We start from the raw sequence: 23,955 nt of genomic DNA on the forward strand, positions 1-23,955 counted from the left end.
CAATACAGATAAAGTTTTGATGAGTATCTGCAGAGTTACTGCCCTACAATTTAATAGATTTTGGCAGGAACGGCAATACATCTTTACAAGATCTTTTATAGGTCTGCAGATCTACAAAGGATCTACAAAGGATCTATAAAGGATTAAGAAAGGATCTACAAAAGTATACAGCAGTACGTTTTCACTCATACCGAAAAGGGTCTGGAATTTGTGCAGAACAGAAATAAAATGGATAGGTATGGTGTTGTAGTTTTTCTTTTATATTTTTACCATCTAAGATATAACGAATGCCAAATATACAAAGACTTGTACTGATTCTTTTTACACTTCTATCTTTCAGCCAGTTCTCATTAGCACAAAATAAATTAACCATTAACGGCAATGTCACCGATTCAGGCTCCGGTGAAACGCTGATCGGAGCCAGTGTAAAGCTTGTTGGCCCCGTTTCAACCGGTGCAGTTACCAATTCATACGGGTTTTACTCAATCAGTGTACCCGCGGGGAAGTATGAGCTTGCGGTAAGTTTTATCGGCTACAAGACAGATACACAAACTGTTGACCTGAGCAAATCTCTGAAATTGAATATCGCCCTGACAGAAAGTAACCAGCTCAATGAAGTGGTCATCGCGGCTGAAAAAAGAAATGAAAATGTAGTCAATCCGCAGATGGGCCTGCAAAAGATCACTGTGAAAGAGATCAACAACGTACCTGTTCTGCTTGGGGAGCGGGATGTGCTGAAGACCTTGCAGCTGCTGCCGGGTATTAAATCTGCAGGGGAGGGCAACAGTGGTTTTTATGTCAGGGGTGGTTCTACGGATCAAAACCTGATCCTGCTGGATGAGGCCCCGGTTTACAACGCTTCACATTTGCTGGGTTTTTTCTCGACTTTCAACTCTGATGCCATTAAGGATGTAAGTGTTTACAAAGGCGGTATGCCGGCACAATACGGCGGCCGGCTGTCTTCAGTTCTGGATATAAAAATGAACGAGGGAAACCGCAAGCAATTTACCACCGAAGGCGGGCTTGGTCTGATCTCTTCACGGCTAAAGGTCGAAGCACCCATTGTAAAAGATAAGGGGGCATTCATGATCAGCGCAAGAAGGACCTATATTGATGCTTTTCTTGCATTGTCGCCGGACAGTTCTGTGCGGGGCAATACCTTGTATTTTTATGATTTGAATGCCAAGGCCAATTACCAGATCGACGATAAGAATACGCTGTTTCTTTCCGGATATTTTGGCAGAGACAACCTGGGGATCAATGAAACATTTGGTTTCAACTGGGGGAATTCGACGGTAACGCTGCGCTGGAACCATTTGTTCAGTGACCGCTTGTTTTCCAATACGTCACTGATCTACAGCAATTATAATTATGTGATCAGGAACCTGATGGAAGAAAATAATTTTGAGGTCAATTCTGCGATCAAAAATTACAACATCAAAGAGGACTTTGAATATAGCCTGAGCGCTAAACACAGTCTTAAATTTGGTATCAATGCCATTAGCCATACCATTGAACCGGGCAAGATCAATACAACAGGCGAATCGAGTGTAAACCAGGCCAATTATGAGAGCAGGAAAGGCATTGAGCTGGCTGCTTATATATCTGATGAATGGGCCCTAAGTGACAAAATAAACGTCGTCTACGGTCTGAGGATGAGCAGTTTTTCACCGACTGGTCCTGGAAATTTTAAAACCTATGATGAAGACGGGAATACCCTCGAAGTGATTCCTTATAAAAAAGGCCAGATCATTAAAAATTACATCAACGCGGAACCGAGGATTTCAGCGAATTTTCAGATCAGCCCCAATAGTTCTTTGAAAGCCGCTTACACCCGAAATGTCCAGAATGTGCATCTGATGTCCAATTCTACGTCGACTTCACCTACGGACCTGTACATCATGAACAGCAATAATGTAAAACCTGAAATTGCCGATCAGATCGCTACTGGTTTTTTTAAGAATTTCAATGACAATAGATATGAGTTTTCGGCTGAGATCTATTATAAATTGATGCAGAACCAGATTGAATACAGAAGTGGAACAGATTTGAGGGGCAACAGTAATGTCGAAGCGGATCTGCTGTACGGAGATGGCCGTGCCTATGGTATTGAACTGTTCCTGAAAAAAAGATATGGACGGTTTAACGGCTGGATAGGCTATACCCTGTCAAAAACAGAGCGCAAGTTTGATGCCATCAACAGCGCCAAATGGTTCAACGCAAAGCAGGACCGGACACATGATCTGTCTCTGGTAGGCATTTTCAAGGCCACTTCCAGGTGGACTTTTTCTTCGGTGTTTGTCTACAACACCGGAAATGCGGTGACTTATCCGAGCGGAAAATACCAGATCAATGGGCGTACCGTATTTTATTATACCGATAAAAATGGCTACCGCACACCGGCATACCATCGTTTGGATGTATCCGCAACGCTCGAGGGCAGGCCGGGAAGAAGGCTGCAGTCCAGCTGGTCGTTTGGCATTTATAATTTATACAACCGTCAGAATGCGTTCGCTATTGACTTTAAAGATGATCCTGATGACGCTACTAAAACCCAGGTGGTGCGTACCACATTGTTTGGGATCATTCCTTCGGTAACCTGGAATTTTAAATTTTAACAAGATGATGAAAAGAATATACCTGATCGGGGCAGTGCTTTGTGTACTGGGGATGATGGGCTGTGAAAAAGTAATCAAGCTTGATCTTGATAACGCGGATCCGCGCATAGTGATTGACGCCAATGTCAACGATCAATTTGAAAACCAGACCGTAAGAGTTTCTAAAACCTACAGCTTTTCAGAAAGCAATAAATTCAACGGCATCAGCGGGGCCAAGGTGGTATTGACTACCTTTGATGGTGATGTAGTAAATTTCAATGAGACTGCGGTAAAAGGGGTTTACAAAAGCCCCAGGATGCGCGGCAAACCGGGTGTGGAATACACCATGACGGTGACGGTGGAGGGCAAGACCTATGTTTCGGTTTCGGCGATGCCTTTTAAAGTGTCGCTTGACTCATTGACCTTCAAACAGTTTGATTTCTTTGGCAGTATAAATACTTACATTGCCGCGAATTTTGAGGATCCGGGATATACCGCGGATCAGTACCGGTATATTTTGAAGGTAAAAGACAAAGTAGAGGAGGATGCGGTTAGTGATGACCGTTTTAACAATGGCAATCATGTGGCCAATGTATTGTACTATGAGCTTGACGACCTGACGAACGGGGATACACTTGAGGTGGAATTGCAGTGTATAAGCAGGCCGGTCTATAAATACTTCTTTACGCTGGAACAGATCTCCGGAGATGGCGGGCCGCCGGTTTCTCCGGAAAACCCGCCTTCAAACTTCAGTAATGGGGCACTGGGTGTGTTTAATACTTATACCTCCAGTAAACGTACTGCGTTAATTAAGAAACCTTAACAGCCAGGATGTTTGGTATTGACGATAAGGGCAGAAGGCTGGCGTGCTGGTTTAAAGGGCCTTTAAACTAAACTGTCAAAAAGAATTGTCAAAAACAACTGACTGACCAGCTGCGTTCCCAGTTTTCGCCGGTCTGCAAACTGACGATGCCTTCTTTTGTTTCCAGGTTCTGATCATGGTCTGTACCGTCAGCGATTCCGCACCAGGGTTCCAGGCATACAAAGTCTGCGTCTTTTGCGGCCCATATGCCGAAAAACGGGAAGCCGTCAAAGTCAAAATGCAGGCCGCGCGGATTCCTTCGGTTGCGCAGGGTGATCCGGTTACTTTTTAGGGTTTTAAATACCAGCGCATCTTCGTAAAAGAGCTTATGATTCAAACGCAAAACATTTTTGTCCAGTTCTATGGTGTCGGTTTCATCGCTGATCAGATCGCTGTGTATTTTATGGTAAACCAGCTCAGTGTCCTTATTGAAAACCAAAAAATAGTCATCGTAAGTGAGTTCATGACCGGTCGGGGTGGCAAATGCCGGATGGCCGCCTACTGAAAACAACAAGGTGTTCTGATCATCAGTATTGGTGACGTGATAAGTACAGGAGAGGCTTTTGCCTTCAATTTTATAGTGCAGTGCCAGTGCGAATTTAAAAGGATATACTTTTAAAGTATCCTCATCATGAGTAAGGGTAAAGGTGATTTCAGTTGCGCTGGTCTGGTTCGCTTTAAATTCACGGTCCCTGGCGAAGCCATGGCGCGGGAGATTATATTTCTGACCATTGACCAGGTAAGTGTTGTCTTTAAGTCCGCCGACTATTGGGAACAATACAGGGCTGAACTTCCCCCAGAATTGGGGATTTCCGTTCCACAAGTATTCAGTATCAGTTTCTTTGCTTTTAAAGTTTTGCAGCTCAGCACCTTTTGCTGAAAAAACTGCTTTAACATATTCATTTTCTATCGAGATCATATTTTTCACTGAATTGCTAAAATAGTAAATTCAGTTTATCTAAACTCATATGCCTTGCATTATTGCGGTTGTTTGACTAGGTTTATGAAGATGTATCGGGTCATCTGTATAAATTGTAACTTACTATGGGCACTGTAAAAAAAACGGTAACGATAACAGGATGGCTAATGAGCAGGCCGGCACTTACAGGATTACTTGTTTTCCTGGTCCTGCTGATTCTTATTGGACTGATCACGAATCAGCGGTATCACTTTTTAAAGGAAACAGAACATCATGAAATCGAGCATGTCCTTGATGCGGTAAAACAAAATGTGGAGCAGAGGTTAAGGGACAGTTATACTACTGCGCTGACGCTTGCGCTCACCATCAGGGACAATGGCGAACCTGAAAATTTTGAAGCTGTTGCTGCAAAGCTGATTGACTCTAATTCCAGCTTTCTGGCAGTGCAGCTGGTACCTAACGGCATTATTAAGTATATCTACCCGTTGAAAGGTAATGAAGGGGCTTTAAATGCGAATATCTTTACGATAACGGATGAGCATTCTATGAGGGCACGACAGTCTATCCGGTCTGGAAAGATGTATTTTACAGGGCCTAATCAGTTGAAGCAGGGTGGAATAGGTATTGTGGGCAGGCTTCCTGTATACAATAAGGATAAATTTTGGGGATTTTCTGCGGTCGTTATTAGACTGGATACCTTTCTGAAAGAGACAGGTATTGCCGGTAAAAAGAATGAAAAATTTTATTTCCAGTTTTCGAGGTATAATATTTCCAGTAAAAAAGAGGAGTTTTTTCTTCCGGGTGATACCAGTTTTTCAGACCATATTTATGGATCTGTAGCTATTTCTGATGGGAACTGGAAGATTTATCTGGTTTCAAAAAACAGGTATGACATCTTTATTCAGCTGATATATTCGTTATTATTTGGTTTATCTCTGGCCATATTGAACAGCTTGCTCATCACAAAGCTTTTAAAAAAGCATCTGGAACTGCAAAATGTGGTCGATAACCAGGCTTCTAAGCTCATTGAGACTGAAATGAAGTTTAAAACCATTTTTGAAGAAGCTCCAATCGGAATAGCGCTGATCAGTGCTGCTGACGGGAGGTTTTTGCAGGTGAACAAGGAATTATGTAAGATTCTGGGATATACTGAGCTTGAACTTTTCAAATTAAGTTTGAAAGACATCAGCTATTCAGATCGGAAAAAAACGGGTAATCTGCAAGGGCAGGCAGATTTAAGTGCCGATAGTCAGAATCGACGGCAATACATTCATAAGAATGGGAGTGTAAAATGGGCAAATCTTATAGAAACACCCCTGCTGGATGAAACAGACGGGTCTGAGAGCAATATTATGATCCTGGAGGATGTGACTGACCGGAACAATTCTATAAATATGATTACGGAGCAGAACAAACGCCTGCTGAACTTCTCTTACATTGTTTCGCATAACCTGAGGTCTCATACCAGCAATATACAGGCAATCGCAGGCCTGATAGAGCAGAGTTCTTCTGAGCAGGAAAAGAAAGAACTGGTCGCACTGCTGAAAACGGTATCGGCTTCACTGGATGAAACAATGGTCAATCTGAACAATGTGGTCAATATTCAGACCAGCATAGATGTGATCACTGTGCCGCTTAACCTAAGTGATTATATAGGGCGGACCCTTAATGTTTTGAGGGACCAGATCAATGTAAAATCAGTAGATATTCGCAATGATGTTCCGGCTGATACTATGGTAAATTATAATCCGGCGTATCTGGAAAGCGTTTTGCTGAATTTCATCTTTAACGCCATCAGGTATAGTCATCCGGACCGCAGGCCGCTCATCAGACTAAACAGTTACCGCGAGAACGACCAGGTCGTGCTTGAGGTTTCGGATAATGGGATTGGGATTGACCTGGATAAATTTGGCGACCAGCTTTTTGGAATGTATAAAACCTTTACGGAAAACCCCGATTCAAAAGGCCTGGGACTTTTCATTTCTAAAAATCAGATCGATGCCATGAGCGGTATGGTTACCGTTCAAAGTGTATTGGATGAAGGAACGACCTTCAAGATCTATTTTAAGTAAGCAGATTTTTAAGTAAAGCCGGCCTGCCTGATGAATTAATTTTCCTTTTTAGCAGCCGCCTCTTCTTTGGCTTTCTTCTTGAAAAATCCCCTTAAAAGAAAATTATGCTGCAATGCCTCCAGGTTCTCGTCCAGTTTCTGACTGCTGGTCTCCATGTTTTTCACAATGGATTTTACCTGCTCTGCTGTTTTTTGGTCGTTCAGCAGGACACCTACGGCATTATCTGTTTGGGTTAGTTTAGCCGAAGCTTTGTTGAGGTTTTCAGTCAGTGCTGATGCAGAGCTGGCGGTTTTCTGTAGTTCATCAACAGAGGCCTGCAGTTTTGCGAATACAGCGGTATCGGTCAGTAGTTTGTCGGCGAGGCCACCTTTAGTGTTGAGGGTTTTGGTAAAGGTATTGAGCTCCATTGCCATTTTATTGGCGGCAGCCGTTGTGTTTTTCAGGTTTACGACAATAGATTTAAAGTCGGCAGCAACCTGCTCATCGGTCAATAAGGTGCCGGCTGTTCCTTTTCCTTCTACCAGGCTTCTGGCCAGAATTTTAAAGTCTGAGGTCACATCTACCAGGTTTTTGTTGTTGACTTGAAACGTTTTCATGATGTCATCGGTTGAAAGGGTAGTGTTTACCCTCAGCCGGTCGCCGTCTTCAACGAATGGAAACTTGGGGGTGCCGCCTGTGATCACGATGATCTTGTTGCCGATCAGTCCGTCAGAACTGATGCTTGCCGATGCATCTTTATGGATGTACTTGTGCGCTTCTTCTTCAATATTTAAAAATACCTGCACTTGCGAGGTCCCGTAAAACTGGATCTTTTTGATGGTTCCGATCTTTACACCCGAAAACCATACGTTATTGCCGGCTTTAACGCCTTGTATGTCATTGAAAACGACATCAACGGTAAAGCTTTTAACAAAAGCTTTTTTCTGGCTTCCCAGTGTAAATACTCCTACTATGAATATCGCCAGGCCAAGAAAAATAAATATTCCTACTGTTATCTTACGGCGATTGTCTGATGCCTGCATAATTTCTATTGTATAAAATTGTAATCGTAAAATGGTTTTACCCGTTCGTCAGCGGTATTGAACACTTCTTCAAAAGTACCCTGGCGTTCAAATTTGCCGTCGAGCAGCATGGCCACTCTGTTGCCCACCGCCTTAGCGCAGGTCAGGTCGTGTGTGATGATGATGGAACTGGTATGAAAACGCTCCTGCACTTCATTGATTAAGCTATTGATCTCTAAACAGGTGATGGGGTCAAGTCCTGCTGTCGGTTCATCATAAAGCATGATTTCAGGTCTGAGGATCAGTGTGCGCGCCACACCAATTCTTTTTCGTTGTCCGCCGGAAAGTTCTGATGGCATCTGGTTGATGGTGTGCAGCAGGCCAACGGCGTCGAGCATTTCCTCAACAGCGCTGTTTACTTCGCCTTTAGTCAGTCTCCTCTGGTTGCGTACAAGCGGAAATTCAAGGTTTTCTCTTACGGTCATACTGTCGTAGAGGGCGCTGTTCTGAAAAGAAAAGCCAACTTTAAGCCGTAATGCCAGCAATTCTTTGTAAGTGATGCGGTCTACATGCTGGTTCAGTACAAGCACTTCTCCCTGGTCGGGTGTGAGCAGGCCGACCAGAATCTTGATCAGTACTGATTTTCCTGTACCGGATTTTCCCAGTACTACAAGATTCTCCCGTTTGTTCAGGTGAAGGTCTACGCCTTTGAGTACATGGTAGTTGCCAAAAGATTTATACAATCCTTTGACTTCTATTACTTTTTCGGGGCTGATTTGTTCTTTTGTCATAAAGGTTATGTTCTGAATAAACCAAAGAACTGAACAGATACCACTTCTTCAATGAAGATGAGGAACATTCCGATCACTACTGATGAATTGGCCGCTTTTCCCACACCTTCGGTTCCTTTAGAGGAATTGTAGCCCTGGTAACAGCCTACCATACCAATGGTGAAGCCGAAAATAACTGCTTTGATCGTGGATGCCGTAATGTCCAGAAAAGAAATGGATTCCAGCGAAGACTGAAAGAACAGTTTGGCACTGGTACCTTCACTCATTGATACATTGAGCAAGGCACCCAGCATACCTACCATTGCAGTATAGAAGGTAAGAATAGGGATGGTTATCGTGGCGGCGAGCACCCTGGTGCTGACCAGAAATTTAAACGGGTTTGTTGCGGAGACCTCCATGGCGTCGATTTGCTCGGTTACCCGCATGGAGCCAAGTTCCGCGCCGATACTTGAACCTACTTTCCCGGCTGCGATCAGCGAGGTCAGTAAAGGGGCGAGGGTTCTTAATAATGCGATACCGACCAGGGAGGGAAGCCATGATGTGGCGCCAAATTCAGCGAGGGAAGGTCTGGATTGTTTGGTAAATACGACACCTGTGATAAAGCCGGTCAGAGAGATCAATGCCAGTGAGCGGTAACCGATATCGTAACATTGTTTCATCAGCTCCTTGCCTTCATAAGGCGGAAGGAAACCCTCCTTAAAGAAACGGCCCATGAATTGAAAAACATCGCTCAGCGTAATAAACATCCTGGACAGTTTGCCCGGGCGCTTAACTTCTTCGTCTAAAATTACAGGGTTATCAGTTTTATTTTTCATGCAAAGGGCTTTCTTCTCATACCGTTCAATTCAGGATCCTCCTTGGTGCGCGCACAAACACTGCTTAACAAACCATGAGCCATAATTGCGCAAAGTTATTTACTTTTTTACATAAATAGTCAGGATGTTGAAAATCTTATCTTTTATTTCCCTCCTGGCGGACAATAAGTTTGTAAAAATTTAGTATACGTTAGTGCCAGGTGTTCAGAAGTGCCGTCACCTTCGCTGATGCTGTGTGTTCTGTTCGGATAAGACATCATTTGAAATACTTTCCTGTTCTTAATCAGTTCATTGATCAGCATTTCCGCGTTTTGATAGTGAACGTTGTCATCGCCGGTTCCGTGTATATACAGCAAATTGCCTTTTAAATTTTGCGCGTAGGTAACGGGAGAGCCCTTGATATAGGCCTCGGTACTCTTCAAAGGCGAGCCCATGTACCGTTCCTGATAGATGTTGTCGTAGGTCAGCTGATTGCCCACTGCGGCTATCGCTATGCCGGTTTTATAGATCTCGGGATACTGGAACAGGAGGTTTAAGGTAGATGAACCGCCACCGCTCCAGCCCCATACGGCTACGCGGTCTTTATCCACAAACGGCCATTCCAAAACTTTTTTAGCGGCCATGGCCTGGTCACGGATGTTGAGCCTGCCGATGTTCTGGAAAATACTTTTGCGCCATTCCCTGCCCTTAGGTGCGGGGGCGCCTCTGTTCTCCAGCGAAATATAGATGTAGCCATCTTTAGGCATGTCACCGGCGTAGAGTCCGTTCTGGCCGGCACCCCAGGTGTCCGTTACTGTTTGTCCGGCAGGTTCTCCATAAACATAAAACACGACGGGATATTTTTTGGTCTGGTCAAAATTGTCAGGCTTTTTCATCCAGCCGTCCACTTCAATCCCGTCTTCTGTTTTTATTTTAAAGAATTCTACTTTGTTTTTTGGCGGTTTGATCCGACCCAGCTGATTGGTCACACTTCCTTCCATAGTGAGCGGGTTCAGTGTGGTTAATTTCATCCATTCTTTTATCGGGGGAACCGAAGCTGTCTGGTAAGTGTGCCGGGCAAATATGCCGTTTGGTGAGATGTCATAAGTATGTGTGCCGGGGAGAATAGAAGGGGTGACCATTTCAGGTTTTGCACCGCCGGACAGTTTGGTTTTATAAAGGTATTTCTGGGTGGCATTTGTGGGTGAGGCGATAAAATAGACAATGCCATTTTTTTCATCGATCATAGATTGCTCGATCACGTCATAATCGCCTTTGGTAATCAGGGTTTGCTTTTTACCGTCTTTGCTAAACCTGTACAAGTGGCGCCAGCCGTCTTTCTCGCTGGACCAGATGAACTCTTTTCCTTCCGCGACCCAGTACCAGCCCTTGCCCGCATCGATCCATGCTTTATCCGTTTCTGTATAGATATTGCTGATGTTTCCCGTGCCGGCATCAGCAACATAAAGCTTGCTTACATTTTGCTCCCTGTTCAGCTGCTGCAATATCACTTCATTGCTGTTGGGGATCCATTCCATTCTCGGTATATAGTTCTGGACCTGGTCGCCTGGCACTTTCAGCCAGCTGGTTTTAGCTGTTGCGATGTCAACGATCCCTACTTTGCAGGCGGAGGGGTCCTGGCCAACTTTAGGATATTCAACAGGAATGGTATATGAATAGATGGAATCTGTATTGTTGATCATCAGGAAATTCCTGATTTTGGTGGCGTCAATTTGCCAGTAGGCGATGGATTTGCCATCAGGACTCCATCTGAAACCGTCCCTGCAATCAAATTCTTCTTCGTAAACCCAGTCAAAGGTACCATTGATCAGTCTGTCTGTACCGTCTGTGGTCAATGCTTTGGTCGTTTTGGTTTCAAGATCATCTATATAAAGATTGTGTTTACTTACATAGGCTACTTTTTTACCATCGGGGGAGAATTTCGCAAACATTAATGAGGAGGCCGGTTTTCCCTTTCCGATCTGTGTGATCTGGTTTGTCTTTAGGTCAGCGACATAATAATCTCCGCGGGTCTCATATCTCCAGACTTTCTTACTGTTGGTATACAGCAGTACTTTGGTGCCGTCTTCAGAGATCTGGAAATCCTTAAAATTGTCTAATCCGCTGTTTCTGCTGCTATAGATCAGGTTCCGGCTTACAATGGTCTTCCGGTCATTTGCAGGCAGGGTGATGGAAACCAGTTCTCCGGCGGAGATCTCATAATAAGAATTGCCATCTTTTGCCCATTTAATGTCTTGTGCCGCTGATGGCAGCGCAAGAGCGGCAAGAAAGAGGAATGCGAGTTTAAAAACGATGTCTTTGAAGTTCATTTTCAGAGTTCTATAAATTGCTGATATACAGTTTGGAGGTAAGCCTTAGCAGCATTAAGGACATGGGTTGCTTCGTCTTTGTCCTTGGGATTGCTGTTGTACAATACCATTTTTCCAACATTGTCAAAAGTAACACATTGTTTGTTATTCATGAAACCCATGCCGTTGTCCCAGCTAAAAAAAGCAAAAGGTTTCGTGTAGGGGTTCAAAAGATTTTTGCTCCAGATGAATTCCGTTGCCGGGATGTTGAGTTGCGCGAGTACTGTTGCGGCTACATCGGCCTGACTGCCCACATTTGTGAATTTCTTTCCTCTGAACTCCTCCTTTATCACATCTCCATAAAATAAAAGTGGCACATGATAGCGTTCCGGTACGAAAACATCAACCCTGTCCTTGGGCAGCACGTGTCCATGGTCAGCAATGAATACAAACAAGGTATTTTTGTACCAGGCTTGTTTTCTGGCGGTGTTCAGAAACGCATTGATGCAGGAATCGGTATAATAGGCCGTGCTTTTAAATTTGGCTTTGTTGTCATCTGATCCAAACCTGGGCCTGCCCGGCAGTACATAAGGTTCGTGATTGGTGAGGGTAAGGGTGGTGGAGAAAAAAGGTTGCTTTTCCTTGTTCAGGTCTGAGAGTTGGCGTTTAAATACATCTTCATCAAACTGTCCCCAGGGAGATTTGCCTTTGATTTTGAAATCATTTCTGTCAACAAGTTTTTGATAGTTGTGGCTCAGTATGAATGCTTTGTAGTTGTCAAATTCAGATTCTCCTCCGTAAAAGAAAGCGGTGTTGTATCCATTTTTAAATAAGGGCTGTGACAGCCCGGGAAGCTTCTGCAGTTTATCGGGCCATTTTACAACACTGCCTGCCGCCAGTGTCGGAAAGCCTGCCAGCGTGGCCATCAGGCCTTTATCAGTACGGCTTCCGGATGAATAGATCTTGCTGAACAGCACACCTTTATTGATCAGTGTATCAAAGTTTGGGGTAATGCCTTCTTCGTTTCCCAGCGTTTTGGTCAGATCAGCAGTAAAACTCTCAATGATGAACAGCACCACATTGGGCCTGTCTGTTTTCAGGACATGGATGGTGCTGTCCTTTGCAGGTGTGTACAAGTCTTTTACGTATTTTTCTGCCTGTTGCCTACTAAAATATAAATAAGGATTGCTGCTGGCTTTGCGTGCTGCGAGGACGCTGCGAAGCAGGTTCCATTCGGTATTTACCGCGGCATGGTTCAATACCTGTTCTTTAGAAAAATAAGCCATACTCTGGTTAATCGGCGAACCGCCGAGACCACCGCGGACCAGCAGAAAGGTTCCGGCAAATAAAACGGGTACCACAAGCAACCTGAGCCAAATCGAAACAGCTTCAAATGTTAATTTTCTTTGCACTATCCACTGTTGTATTATAAAACCCAGGACCACAAGCAAAGCAAGCATGGAAATGGTTAAGGCAATGGGAGAGGACGCACTTGATGCCAGGGCTTCATTAGGAGTAGAAATGGCAAAACCGACTGCTTTAGCATTGATCTTGCTTCCCCATTCCCGGTATATGTTAAAATTCACAACAGAAATGATGCTGAACAGTACAATAAGTACCTTGTTGTAAACGGAAAGCCATTTCAGTTCTATAATTTTTCGTCCACTGAGCAACCAGTATACATAGCTCAGCAATGGCACTACTACAATATAGGCTGTCATAGACAGGTCAAGCGGCAGGGCATGATAAAAAGTAGCGACAGTCGCAGAAAATGGGACAGCGGCTATTTTTTTGGAATTGATCAGCAGGAATATCAGGCGGTCAATAAAGAAAAATAACAGCCAGAAGAGGAAATACCGTATAAAAAACAGGAGGCCTTTAAACATTTGTATTTTTATTGACCGCCGCCCTGCATCGCTTTGATTTCATCCATCGTTTTCTCTTCATAGCCTTTAGGTATTTCTAAAGACAATGGTGCAATCTTTTCTTCTTTAAGGTTTTTTAATGTAAGTATAGATTTTACCCCATTCTGGAACATGGTGAATTTTACCAGCGTTCCTTTAATATCCTTAAAGTCAGCTTCTTTATATCCTTCAGGAAGATCAAAGTCAGTGGTCGACCAGAGTTCATAGGCAGCACCATTGCTGTCTTTGTAGGTGTACTTTTCTGCGTTATAAATGCCTACTTTTTGTTTTTCGCCGGTTGCTTTAAAATCAGAGAATTTAGGAGCACCTTCTCTGCTTTTCTCCATATCCTCTTTGCTCATCTTTACTGCAAACTGTTTTTGGGCGATAGGTACGTCTATCAGCAGCAACCCGGTTTTTGAGGTTTTATCGTCAATGATCTTGATCAGCGCAGGTCCCTGGCTCAATTCTACCTTCGACAGGTTGTCTTTAAACCTCACTACAGTTTCTTTTGGTAACATAGCAGCCATTGGCTCTTGTTCTGCTGTCAGCGAATACTCCATCCCATATGTAAGGGTGCCTTCAGTGATTTTTTTCTGAGCCTTGGCGATTATGGCCGCGCTGATTAAAATGGCAGTTAATACTCCGGTCTTGATTGATTTAAACATGTTATGATTTTTTAAGTTGATCTGATTATAATGGTTACCACCGTAATTTTTCCTTTGATAAAAACGCACTGATGCCTTTTTTAAAATCCTCACTGTCCCTTACCCTGGCATTGATCTGTACAGCCATAGAAAGGCTCTTTTCCAATCCCGGATTGGTGGTCAGGCCGATGAGCTGTTTTGTTACCATTAACGAGTTGGCTGAAGTTTCAGTACACAAATTTAATGCAAATTCTTTCGTTTTTAGATGAATGTCTGCTTTGTTTGTTACGTAGGTAATCAATCCATATTCCAATGCTTTTTCGGCAGGGAAAAGTTCGCCACTGAGCAACAGCTTTTTTGCTATGGTTTCGCTGGTCTTGCGCATCAGAAAACAGGATACGATGGCAGGAACAAAACCAAGTTTGACTTCCGTATAGCCAAAACTGGCTTCGGGTACCGAAAAGATAATGTCACAAACAGTTGCCAGCCCACAGCCGCCAGCTATGGCATGGCCCTCAACCTGTGCGATCACGATCTTTGGCAGGTAGTATATCGTGGTAAACAAGCGTTTCAGGTTTTCAGAATCAGCAAGGTTCTCTTCAAACGTATTGTACTGAAGCTGCTGCAGATAGGCAAGGTCGGCGCCTGCGCTGAAGGCCGGGCCATTTGCGTTTAAGATGACGACTTTTGCGTCATCGTCCTCAGAGGCCCTGATAAAAGCTTCGGTAAGGAGGGATACCAGTTCCGGATTTAGGGCGTTCCGCTTCTCCGGCCTGTTTATTGTAATGGTAGCTATTCGTTCGGTGACAGTATATAAAACAAGGTTTTCAGTCATTGCCGTTTGTATTTTTTTATCGAATTACTATGGGATCAAACATAAATAAAATTGTCTTTAATAAGGATTATTTGGAGGATTAATCTTGCTTTAACAGAATCCAGTTTATTTTTTTAACTTGATGCTGATCAATTGCCGGTTTAATAAAATAATTGAAATCCTTTTCACCGGTTTTTTTTAAAGTAATCAGCGTTATTTCCTGTCCGGAAATGAGTCCCCGGATTATTTGATTGCGGATTTTAAATGCAATCACTTTTTTTTGTTTGAGTGCTGCTGCTTTCTTCGTCAGCAAAAGTGACTGAAAGCACAGCAGAAATACCAGCGATGTAAACAATGCGCGTTTGTTGTAATGCGAAAGCGCTAAAATAAATAGCCCAATTGCGATACATAGCATCAGGAGTTCCGCTTTGCTGATCCAGATACCCGATATTGTTGCATGAGGCAATCCGGAAATTTTCAATAATCCGGCATTGGAAAAGTTGATCAGCCACTCAAAAGCCGGGCCGAGTGCTTCTATTCTGAAAATCAGCAGGAAGATGCCAAGATACATCAAAAGTGCCGCAGGCAGTAAAATAAACAAGTTGCTGATTAGAAAATATACCGGAAACTGGTGAAAATAGTACACGCTCAAAGGATAAGTGATGAGCTGTGCCGCCAGGGAAATGGCCAGGGCACTCCATAGTTTGTACAGCCATTTATTTTTAATATGCAGCCAGCCTTCTATTTTGGGTTGCAGCCATATTAAGCCCAAAACTGCCAGAAAGGAAAGCTGAAAACCTATATCCCAGATCAGGAATGGATTCCAGGCCAGTAGGATAAACGCTGTGAAGGCGATGATGTTGTAGCTGTTTGTTTTTTTGACAAAGGATTTGGCAATAATAAATACTGATATCATGACGGCAGATCTTAAAACAGAGGGAGAGAGGCCTGTCAGCAGGGCATAAAACCACAGGAACGAAAGGATAAAGATCGTTTTGACCAGCATAGACCAGCGTTTCCGGTCAAGGAACTGCAAAAGCCAGTTGAGGACTACATAGACAATTCCGACATGCATCCCGGAAACAGAAAGCACATGTATGGTACCTGTCTTGGCATAAATATTCATGGTCTCCTGGCTCAGGTCAGATTTATAGCCAAGGATCAGTGTCGACGCAAATGCAAAAACATCATCCTTCTTAAGGACCTTTCTATAGAAATTTACCTGCTCCTTTCTAAGTTTCAAAGCAAAGGCGACAATTGGGTTTCCGGTGTCGCTCGTTATTTTAATTAAATCTGCCTGTTTGAGAAAGGCCTGGTGATAAATGTTCTGCATGGCAAGCCAGGATCTGTAGTCGAATTCCGAAGGATTGTAAGGTGGCTCGATTTCTTTGGGCTCTGCTTTAATGATCAGCTCATCGCCATAACTGAGGACAACAGGGCTGAGCGTATCGGCTTTAACAGCGACCATCAGGTTGCCTGAAACTGTTGTGGCTGCCGGCACTTTATTTTCTAAAGATTGATTGTTTTCCGTATCATTATGTACGCTGACCACCAGAGATTTAAATCTTATAATGTTGTCTTTTGATTGAGGTTCGTTTACGATCCTTATTTTTAGATATTGGAACCTCTTACCGGCAAAATAATCTGATCTAATAGACTGCTGGTGAAATACGCAGAAAAAGGCGCCAAAGGTAAACCAGAAGAAATAAAAAGCCAATCCTATTGTGCCTTTAAAGCGGTAGGCTTTCAATTTCAGGTAATATACATTTAAGCTGCCCAAGCTCAGAAGCAATAACAGACAGATCAGCGCACAGGTCCAAAGTAATTGAATATAAGCAAATGGATAGCTGATGAGAATGCCCAATCCATAAGGGAGCAGGATTTTTACAAAAGGAATTTCGTGACTGTTCATCAAAACTGGTACCTGAGCTGTATTCTAACATCCGACTTGCTTCGGCCATTGATCTCATCCAGGCCTGAGCCAATCGTTTCCATGTCCTGATACAAATAGACGGCGTACCTTGCCCAGACGTCCATTGACTTGATTAGCCTGTATCTGACATTCAGGTAAGCTCTAATGCCCTTACCATTGTAAGCCCCTGAGCTTGCCCCGTAAAGCACATTGTCTTCGTAAGCATAGATTCGGCTGTCATAAGACGGGGTGCGGAAATACGCAACGCGGACGTTCCCTGAAAGCAAACCCCGGGCAGGCTTATAATCCGCATCCTGAAAGATCAGAAAACCATATTCATTATTCATTGCAGTCTCGGGGACCTGGCCTCCTTTCTGATAATTAGACATTTCCGCACGCTGATGAAGGTTAAATTCCTTATTGATCTGCCAGTTCCAGTCCAGTCTGAAGCTTTGTTTTTTTACCCTTTCCAGGTGTTGAAATTTACTGCCTGCATCCGGATTTTGCTGCTTTACTTCTCTCTTGTACCTGATCAGTGCTTTAAATCTCTTGTTTGGTGTAAAGGCCGCTTGTCCGAGCAGCTCATATCCTGAAGAAGCTGAATCTATCCTGTATTTTAACCACGGAAACCTGAAGTAATCACTATAAGCTGAAAATGTCCATCGTCCGGATGGCATATAATTCAGGCCTGTATAGATACCTTTTTCATTACTGATCTCTGTGGCTTCGCCTATACCACTGCCAAAAAAATTGTGGTAATCTCTATCATAATTTCTGTGCAGCACTACGACCGATACTTTTGAAGATAAACTTGCCAGCGCCCCATTTACAAAGGCCCATCCGCTGTAGAGACTATGTGCCCATTCCCCATAAAAATAGATGTTTTTAAAAGTATAGTTGTAGTGAAACCCGGTATTGATCAGCTGTCTTCCTGTAAATCCGTATTTGTTGTACAGCTGAGTCCCTGTTACAAATTCATGCTGATAATCGGATTTGTAACCAACCAGTCCTGCATTCAAATGATCCGCGGTGTATTGCAGCACCATGCCATAAACCAGCTGTTCCAGGCTTTTCTGATTTTTCAGCTCTGTTGCCGTTCTGTGCAGTCCGCTGATGTTTATATTTTGAAGTGTAGGATGCCCGTCAGACGGATATTTTACCGAGGCATCCAGTTTTCTGAATGAAACAAAAGAAGTAAGGTCAAAATTAGGCGAGAGACCAACGGTGCTGGCTAGTCCGCGGAAAAAAGAGGCTTCGTTCGAAGAATTATAGGCCCGCAGGCCAATGTCTTTACTTGCTACCGAAGTCACATCCGGGCCTTTTCCAAAAGAAAAGCCTGACCATAGGGTCAATCCTTGTCCAAATTGGAGACTATAGTCTCCAATAACCAATTTTTTAACCCTTCCCGGTGTACGAAAAGAAATGTGGAAGGACAGGTGGTCTGCTCCGGACTTTTTTCTAAAGAGGTATTCTCCGGCATCTTTTTCAGTAACAAGTGCTGCGGATAGGAAATCATCGTAATTGTACTTATATCTTAGCAATAGCTTGTCCGGCGTGCCCAGGTACCTGCTTCCCGGCAAATCGGTAAATCCTTTTTGTGTTTCCAGGATCCGTCCGTATCTGAGGATCAGGTCGTGGCTGCCTTTTGCATAGAGGTCCGGTAAATTCAGCCCGGAAATGCCTGAGGGTATACCTGTGGTGATAAACGGAAGCATCCGGTTTATCGTTTGCAGGTCAAAGCCGTCTATCGCCTGAAGCTCCAGCACGTCAGCCAGCCTGCCTGTATTGCTGATGTGTTCGATGAGATTACTGATCTGCAGGGGCGACAAAAATACCAGTTCTTTTAACTGTGCCGGGCTGGCTTTATTCAGATCTATAGGGTGCTTGAGATGATAGTTCAGGCGCTCGCTCAGTTCGGACAAGTCGTAATCATCCGCCAGGTTCTCTGCCAGACTTTCAATAATGTCTTTTACCGGGTCGTGGTCCTGCGCTTGCAGACCGACAACCCATAACGTTAAAACGCTGATGACAATGAACCGGGCTCTTTTTGACATAAATTTGCCAAAGAGCTGCAATTTTCAGCAAATAAGTAATTAATTATCCGGTTAAGTTAAAACATGCTGATTATCAGAGGGGATAATGTTTGCTGATTCAACGAATAACGCCTAGATCTCCTCGTTGAGCTTCAATAAAAAGTCTTTCAGTTTCTCCAGTGAGGCGATGATCTTTTGATTTTCCTTTACTTCGCCGCTGTTGTTTTTCAGGTGTTCTTTGGCACCCTTCAACGTAAAGCCCTTATCATTCACCAGATGAAAGATCATTTTCAGGTTTTCTATGTCCTCCGGCGTGAACAGGCGATTGCCTTTTTTGTTCTTTTTGGGCTGCAGCACATCAAATTCCTTTTCATAAAATCTGATCTGCGATGCATTCACACCAAACATTTCGGTCACTTCACCCATCGTGAAGTACATTTTATTGATTTCCCGTTCTTTGTAAGGCATAATTAGGGTTGATTGTTAGTGTCTTATGGCTTTTATTTAAAGTATTCAAACTTAGATAAAGTTATGCAAGTATTAATGATCCGGAATAAAAATATTTCATATTTCCCCGCAAATAACTTTAGCACAAGCCAATAAATGTATCATTTTATGTAAGTCCATCTTAGCGGATTAATCCAATAATATGCTAATTTTGTTGCACTAATCAAGATAAAGATGACAGCTAAGGAAATCAGACAGGCGTACTTAAAATTTTTTGAATCCAAACAACACCACATTGTTTCATCAGCACCTATTGTCGTTAAAAACGACCCTACGCTCATGTTTACCAATGCAGGAATGAATCAGTTCAAAGACCTGTTCCTCGGCGAAGCCCCTGTTAAATATCCGAGAGTGACCGATACGCAGCGCTGTCTGCGGGTATCGGGCAAGCACAATGACCTCGAAGAAGTAGGAATAGACACCTACCACCACACCATGTTTGAAATGCTGGGCAACTGGAGCTTTGGTGACTATTTCAAGAAAGAAGCCATTGCATGGAGCTGGGAATTGCTGACTGAAGTCTATAAAATCCCTAAAGACAAGTTATACGTATCCATCTTTGAGGGAGATGATAAAGAAGGTTTGCCGAGAGATACGGAAGCTTTTGAACTTTGGAAACAATATGTGCCTGAAGACCGCATCATCCTTGGTAATAAGAAAGACAATTTCTGGGAAATGGGCGATACAGGCCCCTGCGGACCTTGTTCAGAGATTCATGTAGATTGTCGCCCGGACAATGAGCGTGCACAAATAGAAGGCAAATCACTGGTCAATGCCGATCATCCGCAGGTGATCGAGATCTGGAACAATGTATTTATGCAGTTCAACCGGCTTAAAGATGGTTCATTGCAGCCGCTGCCTGCTCAGCATGTGGATACAGGTATGGGATTTGAACGCCTGGTCAGGGTCTTGCAAGGCAAATCGTCCAATTACGATACTGATGTTTTCCAGCCGCTGATCCAGTTTATAGCTCAGCATGCCGGTGTTGCTTATGGTGCTGATGAGAAAACAGACATTGCCATGCGGGTGATGGCAGATCACATCCGTGCCATTTCATTTGTCATTGCAGACGGGCAGCTGCCATCTAATAATAAGGCTGGTTATGTGATCCGAAGAATTCTGCGTCGCGCAGTACGCTATGCCTATACCTTTTTGAACCTTAAAGAACCATTTTTAAACCAGCTGGTGCCTGTACTGGCCAGACAGTTTGAAGGGGTGTTTGAAGAACTTGCGCTTCAGCAGGATTTTGTACAAAAGGTCGTTTTGGAAGAGGAGGTCTCTTTCTTAAGAACTTTAGCTACAGGTATCCAGCGCTTTGATAATTACACTAAAAAGCAGGCTGAGCTGCTGATGGCGGAGAATGCCATTGAACTGGAAAAATCTTTTGAAGACCAATGGGTTTACAGCATTTTAAAAGATCAGATGGTGATCTCCGGAGAGTTCGCCTTTGAGCTTCAGGATACCTATGGCTTTCCGATTGACCTTACCGAACTGATGGCGCGGGAGAAGCGCTGGTTTGTAGATATGGACGAATATGGCAAAGCTTTGCTCAAACAAAAAGAGCGCTCCAGAGCAGCTACAGCCATCGACACAGGAGACTGGATCCTGGTAAACCCTGAACTGGAAGTGGAATTTGTGGGTTACGATGACGTAGAAGCCGAAACAGAGATTATAAAATACCGTAAGGTAATTGCCAAAGGTAAAGAACAATACCAGATCGTGCTCAGCAAAACTCCTTTCTATGCTGAAAGCGGAGGTCAGGTAGGAGATACCGGCCGCCTTGAAGACCATAGCCGGCTTTTCTTTGTGGAGATCACCGATACTAAAAAGGAGAACGGAGTTATCGTTCACTATGCAGATACCCTTCCCGGTGATGTAGAGGGGCTATTCTGGGCAGTGATTGACGAAGACAAACGCATGCTTTCGCAGGATAACCATACCGCAACGCACTTATTGCACGCAGCCCTGAAGAAAGTGCTGGGCAATCATGTAAACCAGAAAGGTTCATTGGTCAATCCGGATTATCTGCGTTTTGACTTTTCTCATTTCGCTAAAGTAACAGATGAAGAACTCGCTAAAATAGAGCATCTGGTCAATCAAAAGGTAAGGGAAAATATTCCATTGAAAGAACAGCGGTACGTACCTTACGATCAGGCCATTTCAAGCGGTGTGACGGCTTTGTTCGGAGAAAAATATGGTGATCTGGTGCGGGTCATCACTTTTGATGATCATTACTCAAAGGAGCTTTGCGGGGGTACCCACGTACAGGCGACCGGACAGATTGGTTATTTTAAAATCACGTCAGAAAGTGCTGTAGCGGCAGGAGTAAGGCGTATAGAGGCCATTACAGCAGATAAAGCTGAAGCTTTCATTCTCGATCAGAACAGGGAACTTAATGAACTGAGAGCGCTGTTAAAGGGCAATAAGGATTTGAGTACTGCTGTTGCAGCCTTAATAGAAGAAAATAACAGACTAAAGAAAGATGCTGAAAAAGCTGTAACAGAGCATTCTGCCAATCTTAAACATGAGATTGTGCACCACATCAAAACCGTTAACGGGATTAACATGATCACTACACATGTGGATCTGCCAAATGCAGATGCAGTAAAGAACCTGGCTTATGCAGTTAAGGAGCTTGTAGATGAGCTGTTCCTGGTGTTTACGACATTAATTGACGATAAACCAGGTATTACGGTCATGGTTTCAGAGGATCTGGTGAAGGATAAAGGTTTAAACGCATCTAACATTGTAAGGGAACTGGCGAAAGAAATCCAGGGCGGTGGTGGCGGACAGCCGTTTTATGCCACAGCCGGAGGTAAAAATAAAGATGGGCTTAAAGCCGTGCTTGCAAAGGCCGAGGCATTGATCGATGGACTGCCGCAATAGCTAATTTCTTTCCCGGTCTAACACAAATGTGAGCAGACCTGCCACATTTGTGTGTTCATTTTTATGATCATGATCTGCGGGTTTAAAGCCCAGCTTCTCCAGGAGTTTGACAGAGGCCACATTTGCTTCTGAAGGAAAGGCAGTAATGCTTTTTGCGCCCATTTCATCAAATCCGAAATTGGTCACACATCTAATAGCCTCTGCTGCAATGCCTTTACCCCTAAATTCAGGCAGCAATTCATAGCCGATTTCAACTGTTTCCTGTGGGATGTCAAAGTTCCATAAGCAGATCGTACCGATCAGCGCCGGATCCTCTTTAAAAGAGATTGCCCAATACATAGATACATTTTCAGACACCAGTTTTTCAATCTTATGGATATGGGCAATTGCATCATCAATACTGGAAGCAGGTACTATACCTGTCAATACAGCTACTTCTAAATCTGAGCGCAGCCTATAGATCTCAGGAGCGTCACTCAGGACCAGCCTTCTGAGTTTCAGGCGATCTGTTTCTAATACCGGGAATACGGAAAAATCAGGTGCTTTCATCTGGCTGGACTTGATAATGGCACTTCAAGATAATGCTCTACTATTGGAAAAGGATCGTAATAATTGTGCAGCAGCGCCTTCCAATCTTTGTAAACGGCTGATTCCCTGAAACCAACTGTATGCGCTTCCATCGTTTCCCACTCAACCAGCAGTATGTATTTATGATCAACTTCAACACACTTTTGGAGGGTATGACGAATATAACCGTCAATGGAACTGATGTATTGACCAGCTACTTTAAAATCAGCCTCAAACTGATCAGCCAGGCCGGTTCTAATGTATAGGATAGCAACTTCTAATACCATAATCTCTTTGCTTTTAGCCAAACTTAGCAAAAAATGGCAGACTATTTATTACAGTTTACTAACCAATTCAGCAATTCTGTTGGAAATACCTACCTCATTATCGTACCATGCCACAACTTTCACCATTTTACCAATGTTTTTGGTCATACTGCCATCCAGAATAGAGGAGTGGGTATTGCCAAGGATATCAGAAGAAACCAGCTGCTCTTCGGTGTATTCCAGAATCCCTTTCAGCGAGTTTTCTGCATAGTGTTTAAACAAGTCATTCAATTCCTTTGCAGACACCTCTTTTTTAAGATTGATAGAAAGGTCAACTATTGAAGCATCGATCACCGGGACACGGTAAGAATAGCCATCCATGATGCCTTTCAGATTAGGCAGGACATCTCCGATAGCTTTGGCAGCGCCGGTTGTAGTCGGAATAATAGAATACGAGGCCGCACGGGCTCTGCGCAAATCTTTATGAGGCGCATCCTGCAGGTTTTGATCTGCTGTGAAGGCATGAACAGTAACCATATAGCCGGATTCCACGCCAAATTCCTTGTCCAAAATATAAAGGATCGGCGCGATGCTTCCCGTGGTACAAGATGCGGTAGAATAGATCTGGTCGCCGCCAATCAGTTCGTCATTTACACCATGAACAATGGTTTTTACACCACCGGTTGCAGGTGCGGTGATCAGTACTTTTTTCGCGCCCGCATTGATGTGGGCCTGCGCAGCTGATTTATCGGTAAACCTGCCAGTAGATTCTACCACTGCGTCAATCTTCAACGCTTCCCAGGGCAGTTTGGCAGGGTCTTTTTCACTCAGTAACCGTATTTTCTTTCCATTTACAATGATGTTTTCACCATCTTCTAAAACTTCACCCGGAAAACGTCCATGGGCTGTATCGTATTTCAAAAGGTGGGTCAAAGTCTTGATGTCAGTCAGGTCATTGACTGCCACAACTTCTATTTCCGGTTTATTTTCTAAGGCGCGCAGCGTCATCCGGCCGATGCGGCCGAACCCATTAATTGCAATTTTCATATCTGTTATTTTTAAATTTGAAATTTA

Annotated in this window: 18 protein-coding genes; 4 read left to right on the forward strand and 14 right to left on the reverse strand. The window is 43.7% G+C overall.

The genetic code is table 11. From position 1 onward, the window contains the following. Window positions 1-287 precede the first annotated feature (287 nt). On the forward strand, window positions 288-2,618 hold the full coding sequence (locus tag QEP08_RS10765; RefSeq protein WP_285057802.1) for a TonB-dependent receptor: 2,331 nt from the start codon (window positions 288-290) through the stop codon (window positions 2,616-2,618). 4 nt (window positions 2,619-2,622) lie between these two features. Beyond that, the gene (locus QEP08_RS10770; RefSeq protein ID WP_285057804.1) at window positions 2,623-3,420 is read left to right on the forward strand and encodes a DUF4249 domain-containing protein; all 798 of its coding nucleotides are present in this window, start codon (window positions 2,623-2,625) and stop codon (window positions 3,418-3,420) included. Between the two features lie 88 nt (window positions 3,421-3,508). Here the strand turns inward: QEP08_RS10770 and QEP08_RS10775 are convergent, their stop codons facing one another. After that, on the reverse strand, window positions 3,509-4,378 hold the full coding sequence (locus QEP08_RS10775; protein ID WP_285057807.1) for an aldose 1-epimerase family protein: 870 nt from the start codon (window positions 4,376-4,378) through the stop codon (window positions 3,509-3,511). A gap of 125 nt (window positions 4,379-4,503) precedes the next feature. On the opposite strand from QEP08_RS10775, the gene QEP08_RS10780 reads away from it, so the two are divergent. Further along, entirely contained in the window at window positions 4,504-6,450 is a 1,947-nt protein-coding gene (locus QEP08_RS10780; RefSeq protein WP_285057808.1) for a PAS domain S-box protein, read from the forward strand. A gap of 35 nt (window positions 6,451-6,485) precedes the next feature. Here QEP08_RS10780 and QEP08_RS10785 read toward each other — a convergent pair whose 3' ends face one another. The 10 genes from QEP08_RS10785 to QEP08_RS10830 all read right to left on the reverse strand — a co-directional run bounded on the left by QEP08_RS10785 (window position 6,486) and on the right by QEP08_RS10830 (window position 19,123). Further along, window positions 6,486-7,472, reverse strand: coding sequence for an MlaD family protein (locus tag QEP08_RS10785; RefSeq protein WP_285057809.1), 987 nt, complete (start codon window positions 7,470-7,472; stop codon window positions 6,486-6,488). A 5-nt stretch (window positions 7,473-7,477) separates the two neighbouring features. Next, on the reverse strand, window positions 7,478-8,242 hold the full coding sequence (locus QEP08_RS10790; RefSeq protein WP_285057810.1) for an ABC transporter ATP-binding protein: 765 nt from the start codon (window positions 8,240-8,242) through the stop codon (window positions 7,478-7,480). Between the two features lie 5 nt (window positions 8,243-8,247). Further along, a complete protein-coding gene (locus QEP08_RS10795) occupies window positions 8,248-9,057 on the reverse strand; it encodes an MlaE family ABC transporter permease (RefSeq protein WP_285057812.1) in 810 nt (269 codons plus the stop codon). A 143-nt stretch (window positions 9,058-9,200) separates the two neighbouring features. Then, window positions 9,201-11,366 carry a S9 family peptidase gene (locus QEP08_RS10800; protein WP_285057814.1) on the reverse strand — a complete coding sequence of 722 codons (2,166 nt, stop codon included), beginning with the start codon at window positions 11,364-11,366 and terminating at the stop codon, window positions 9,201-9,203. Window positions 11,367-11,368: 2 nt separating this feature from the next. Continuing rightward, window positions 11,369-13,231 (reverse strand): LTA synthase family protein, encoded by a 1,863-nt coding sequence (locus tag QEP08_RS10805; protein ID WP_285057817.1) that lies wholly within the window; start codon window positions 13,229-13,231, stop codon window positions 11,369-11,371. 8 nt (window positions 13,232-13,239) lie between these two features. Next, complete coding sequence (locus QEP08_RS10810) at window positions 13,240-13,917, reverse strand: hypothetical protein (RefSeq protein ID WP_285057819.1); 678 nt, start codon at window positions 13,915-13,917, stop codon at window positions 13,240-13,242. A 34-nt stretch (window positions 13,918-13,951) separates the two neighbouring features. Further along, window positions 13,952-14,731 (reverse strand): enoyl-CoA hydratase/isomerase family protein, encoded by a 780-nt coding sequence (locus QEP08_RS10815; protein ID WP_285057822.1) that lies wholly within the window; start codon window positions 14,729-14,731, stop codon window positions 13,952-13,954. Between the two features lie 79 nt (window positions 14,732-14,810). Next, window positions 14,811-16,622, reverse strand: a complete 1,812-nt coding sequence (locus QEP08_RS10820) for a ComEC/Rec2 family competence protein (RefSeq protein WP_285057823.1) — start codon at window positions 16,620-16,622, stop codon at window positions 14,811-14,813. Beyond that, a complete protein-coding gene (locus QEP08_RS10825) occupies window positions 16,622-18,676 on the reverse strand; it encodes a helix-hairpin-helix domain-containing protein (protein ID WP_285057826.1) in 2,055 nt (684 codons plus the stop codon). Before QEP08_RS10825 ends, QEP08_RS10820 begins: the two co-directional genes overlap by 1 nt. Before the next feature lie 111 nt (window positions 18,677-18,787). After that, window positions 18,788-19,123: a MerR family transcriptional regulator gene (locus QEP08_RS10830; protein ID WP_285057827.1), complete on the reverse strand. Its 336-nt coding sequence runs from the start codon at window positions 19,121-19,123 to the stop codon at window positions 18,788-18,790. Window positions 19,124-19,336: 213 nt separating this feature from the next. On the opposite strand from QEP08_RS10830, the gene alaS reads away from it, so the two are divergent. After that, complete coding sequence (alaS, locus tag QEP08_RS10835; RefSeq protein WP_285057829.1) at window positions 19,337-22,048, forward strand: alanine--tRNA ligase; 2,712 nt, start codon at window positions 19,337-19,339, stop codon at window positions 22,046-22,048. Here alaS and QEP08_RS10840 read toward each other — a convergent pair whose 3' ends face one another. Genes QEP08_RS10840 through gap form a run of 3 tightly spaced genes read right to left on the reverse strand, consistent with a single transcriptional unit; the run spans window position 22,049 to window position 23,928 of the window. After that, window positions 22,049-22,597, reverse strand: a complete 549-nt coding sequence (locus QEP08_RS10840; protein WP_285057831.1) for a GNAT family N-acetyltransferase — start codon at window positions 22,595-22,597, stop codon at window positions 22,049-22,051. Beyond that, a complete protein-coding gene (locus QEP08_RS10845) occupies window positions 22,594-22,902 on the reverse strand; it encodes an antibiotic biosynthesis monooxygenase family protein (RefSeq protein ID WP_285057832.1) in 309 nt (102 codons plus the stop codon). Before QEP08_RS10845 ends, QEP08_RS10840 begins: the two co-directional genes overlap by 4 nt. 48 nt (window positions 22,903-22,950) lie before the next feature. Continuing rightward, a complete protein-coding gene (gap, locus tag QEP08_RS10850; protein WP_285057834.1) occupies window positions 22,951-23,928 on the reverse strand; it encodes a type I glyceraldehyde-3-phosphate dehydrogenase in 978 nt (325 codons plus the stop codon). Window positions 23,929-23,955: the final 27 nt, after the last annotated feature.

The organism is Pedobacter ginsengisoli (genome assembly GCF_030244015.1).
GTDB lineage: Bacteria > Bacteroidota > Bacteroidia > Sphingobacteriales > Sphingobacteriaceae > Pedobacter > Pedobacter ginsengisoli.

What these genes read in the sequence shown, in the direction of transcription:
- QEP08_RS10765 (WP_285057802.1), top strand. Translation starts at nt 288, where the DNA reads ATGCCAAATATACAAAGACTTGTACTGATTCTTTTTACACTTCTATCT.
- QEP08_RS10770 (WP_285057804.1), top strand. Translation starts at nt 2,623, where the DNA reads ATGATGAAAAGAATATACCTGATCGGGGCAGTGCTTTGTGTACTGGGG.
- QEP08_RS10775 (WP_285057807.1), bottom strand. Translation starts at nt 4,378, where the DNA reads ATGATCTCGATAGAAAATGAATATGTTAAAGCAGTTTTTTCAGCAAAA.
- QEP08_RS10780 (WP_285057808.1), top strand. Translation starts at nt 4,504, where the DNA reads ATGGGCACTGTAAAAAAAACGGTAACGATAACAGGATGGCTAATGAGC.
- QEP08_RS10785 (WP_285057809.1), bottom strand. Translation starts at nt 7,472, where the DNA reads ATGCAGGCATCAGACAATCGCCGTAAGATAACAGTAGGAATATTTATT.
- QEP08_RS10790 (WP_285057810.1), bottom strand. Translation starts at nt 8,242, where the DNA reads ATGACAAAAGAACAAATCAGCCCCGAAAAAGTAATAGAAGTCAAAGGA.
- QEP08_RS10795 (WP_285057812.1), bottom strand. Translation starts at nt 9,057, where the DNA reads ATGAAAAATAAAACTGATAACCCTGTAATTTTAGACGAAGAAGTTAAG.
- QEP08_RS10800 (WP_285057814.1), bottom strand. Translation starts at nt 11,366, where the DNA reads ATGAACTTCAAAGACATCGTTTTTAAACTCGCATTCCTCTTTCTTGCC.
- QEP08_RS10805 (WP_285057817.1), bottom strand. Translation starts at nt 13,231, where the DNA reads ATGTTTAAAGGCCTCCTGTTTTTTATACGGTATTTCCTCTTCTGGCTG.
- QEP08_RS10810 (WP_285057819.1), bottom strand. Translation starts at nt 13,917, where the DNA reads ATGTTTAAATCAATCAAGACCGGAGTATTAACTGCCATTTTAATCAGC.
- QEP08_RS10815 (WP_285057822.1), bottom strand. Translation starts at nt 14,731, where the DNA reads ATGACTGAAAACCTTGTTTTATATACTGTCACCGAACGAATAGCTACC.
- QEP08_RS10820 (WP_285057823.1), bottom strand. Translation starts at nt 16,622, where the DNA reads ATGAACAGTCACGAAATTCCTTTTGTAAAAATCCTGCTCCCTTATGGA.
- QEP08_RS10825 (WP_285057826.1), bottom strand. Translation starts at nt 18,676, where the DNA reads ATGTCAAAAAGAGCCCGGTTCATTGTCATCAGCGTTTTAACGTTATGG.
- QEP08_RS10830 (WP_285057827.1), bottom strand. Translation starts at nt 19,123, where the DNA reads ATGCCTTACAAAGAACGGGAAATCAATAAAATGTACTTCACGATGGGT.
- alaS (WP_285057829.1), top strand. Translation starts at nt 19,337, where the DNA reads ATGACAGCTAAGGAAATCAGACAGGCGTACTTAAAATTTTTTGAATCC.
- QEP08_RS10840 (WP_285057831.1), bottom strand. Translation starts at nt 22,597, where the DNA reads ATGAAAGCACCTGATTTTTCCGTATTCCCGGTATTAGAAACAGATCGC.
- QEP08_RS10845 (WP_285057832.1), bottom strand. Translation starts at nt 22,902, where the DNA reads ATGGTATTAGAAGTTGCTATCCTATACATTAGAACCGGCCTGGCTGAT.
- gap (WP_285057834.1), bottom strand. Translation starts at nt 23,928, where the DNA reads ATGAAAATTGCAATTAATGGGTTCGGCCGCATCGGCCGGATGACGCTG.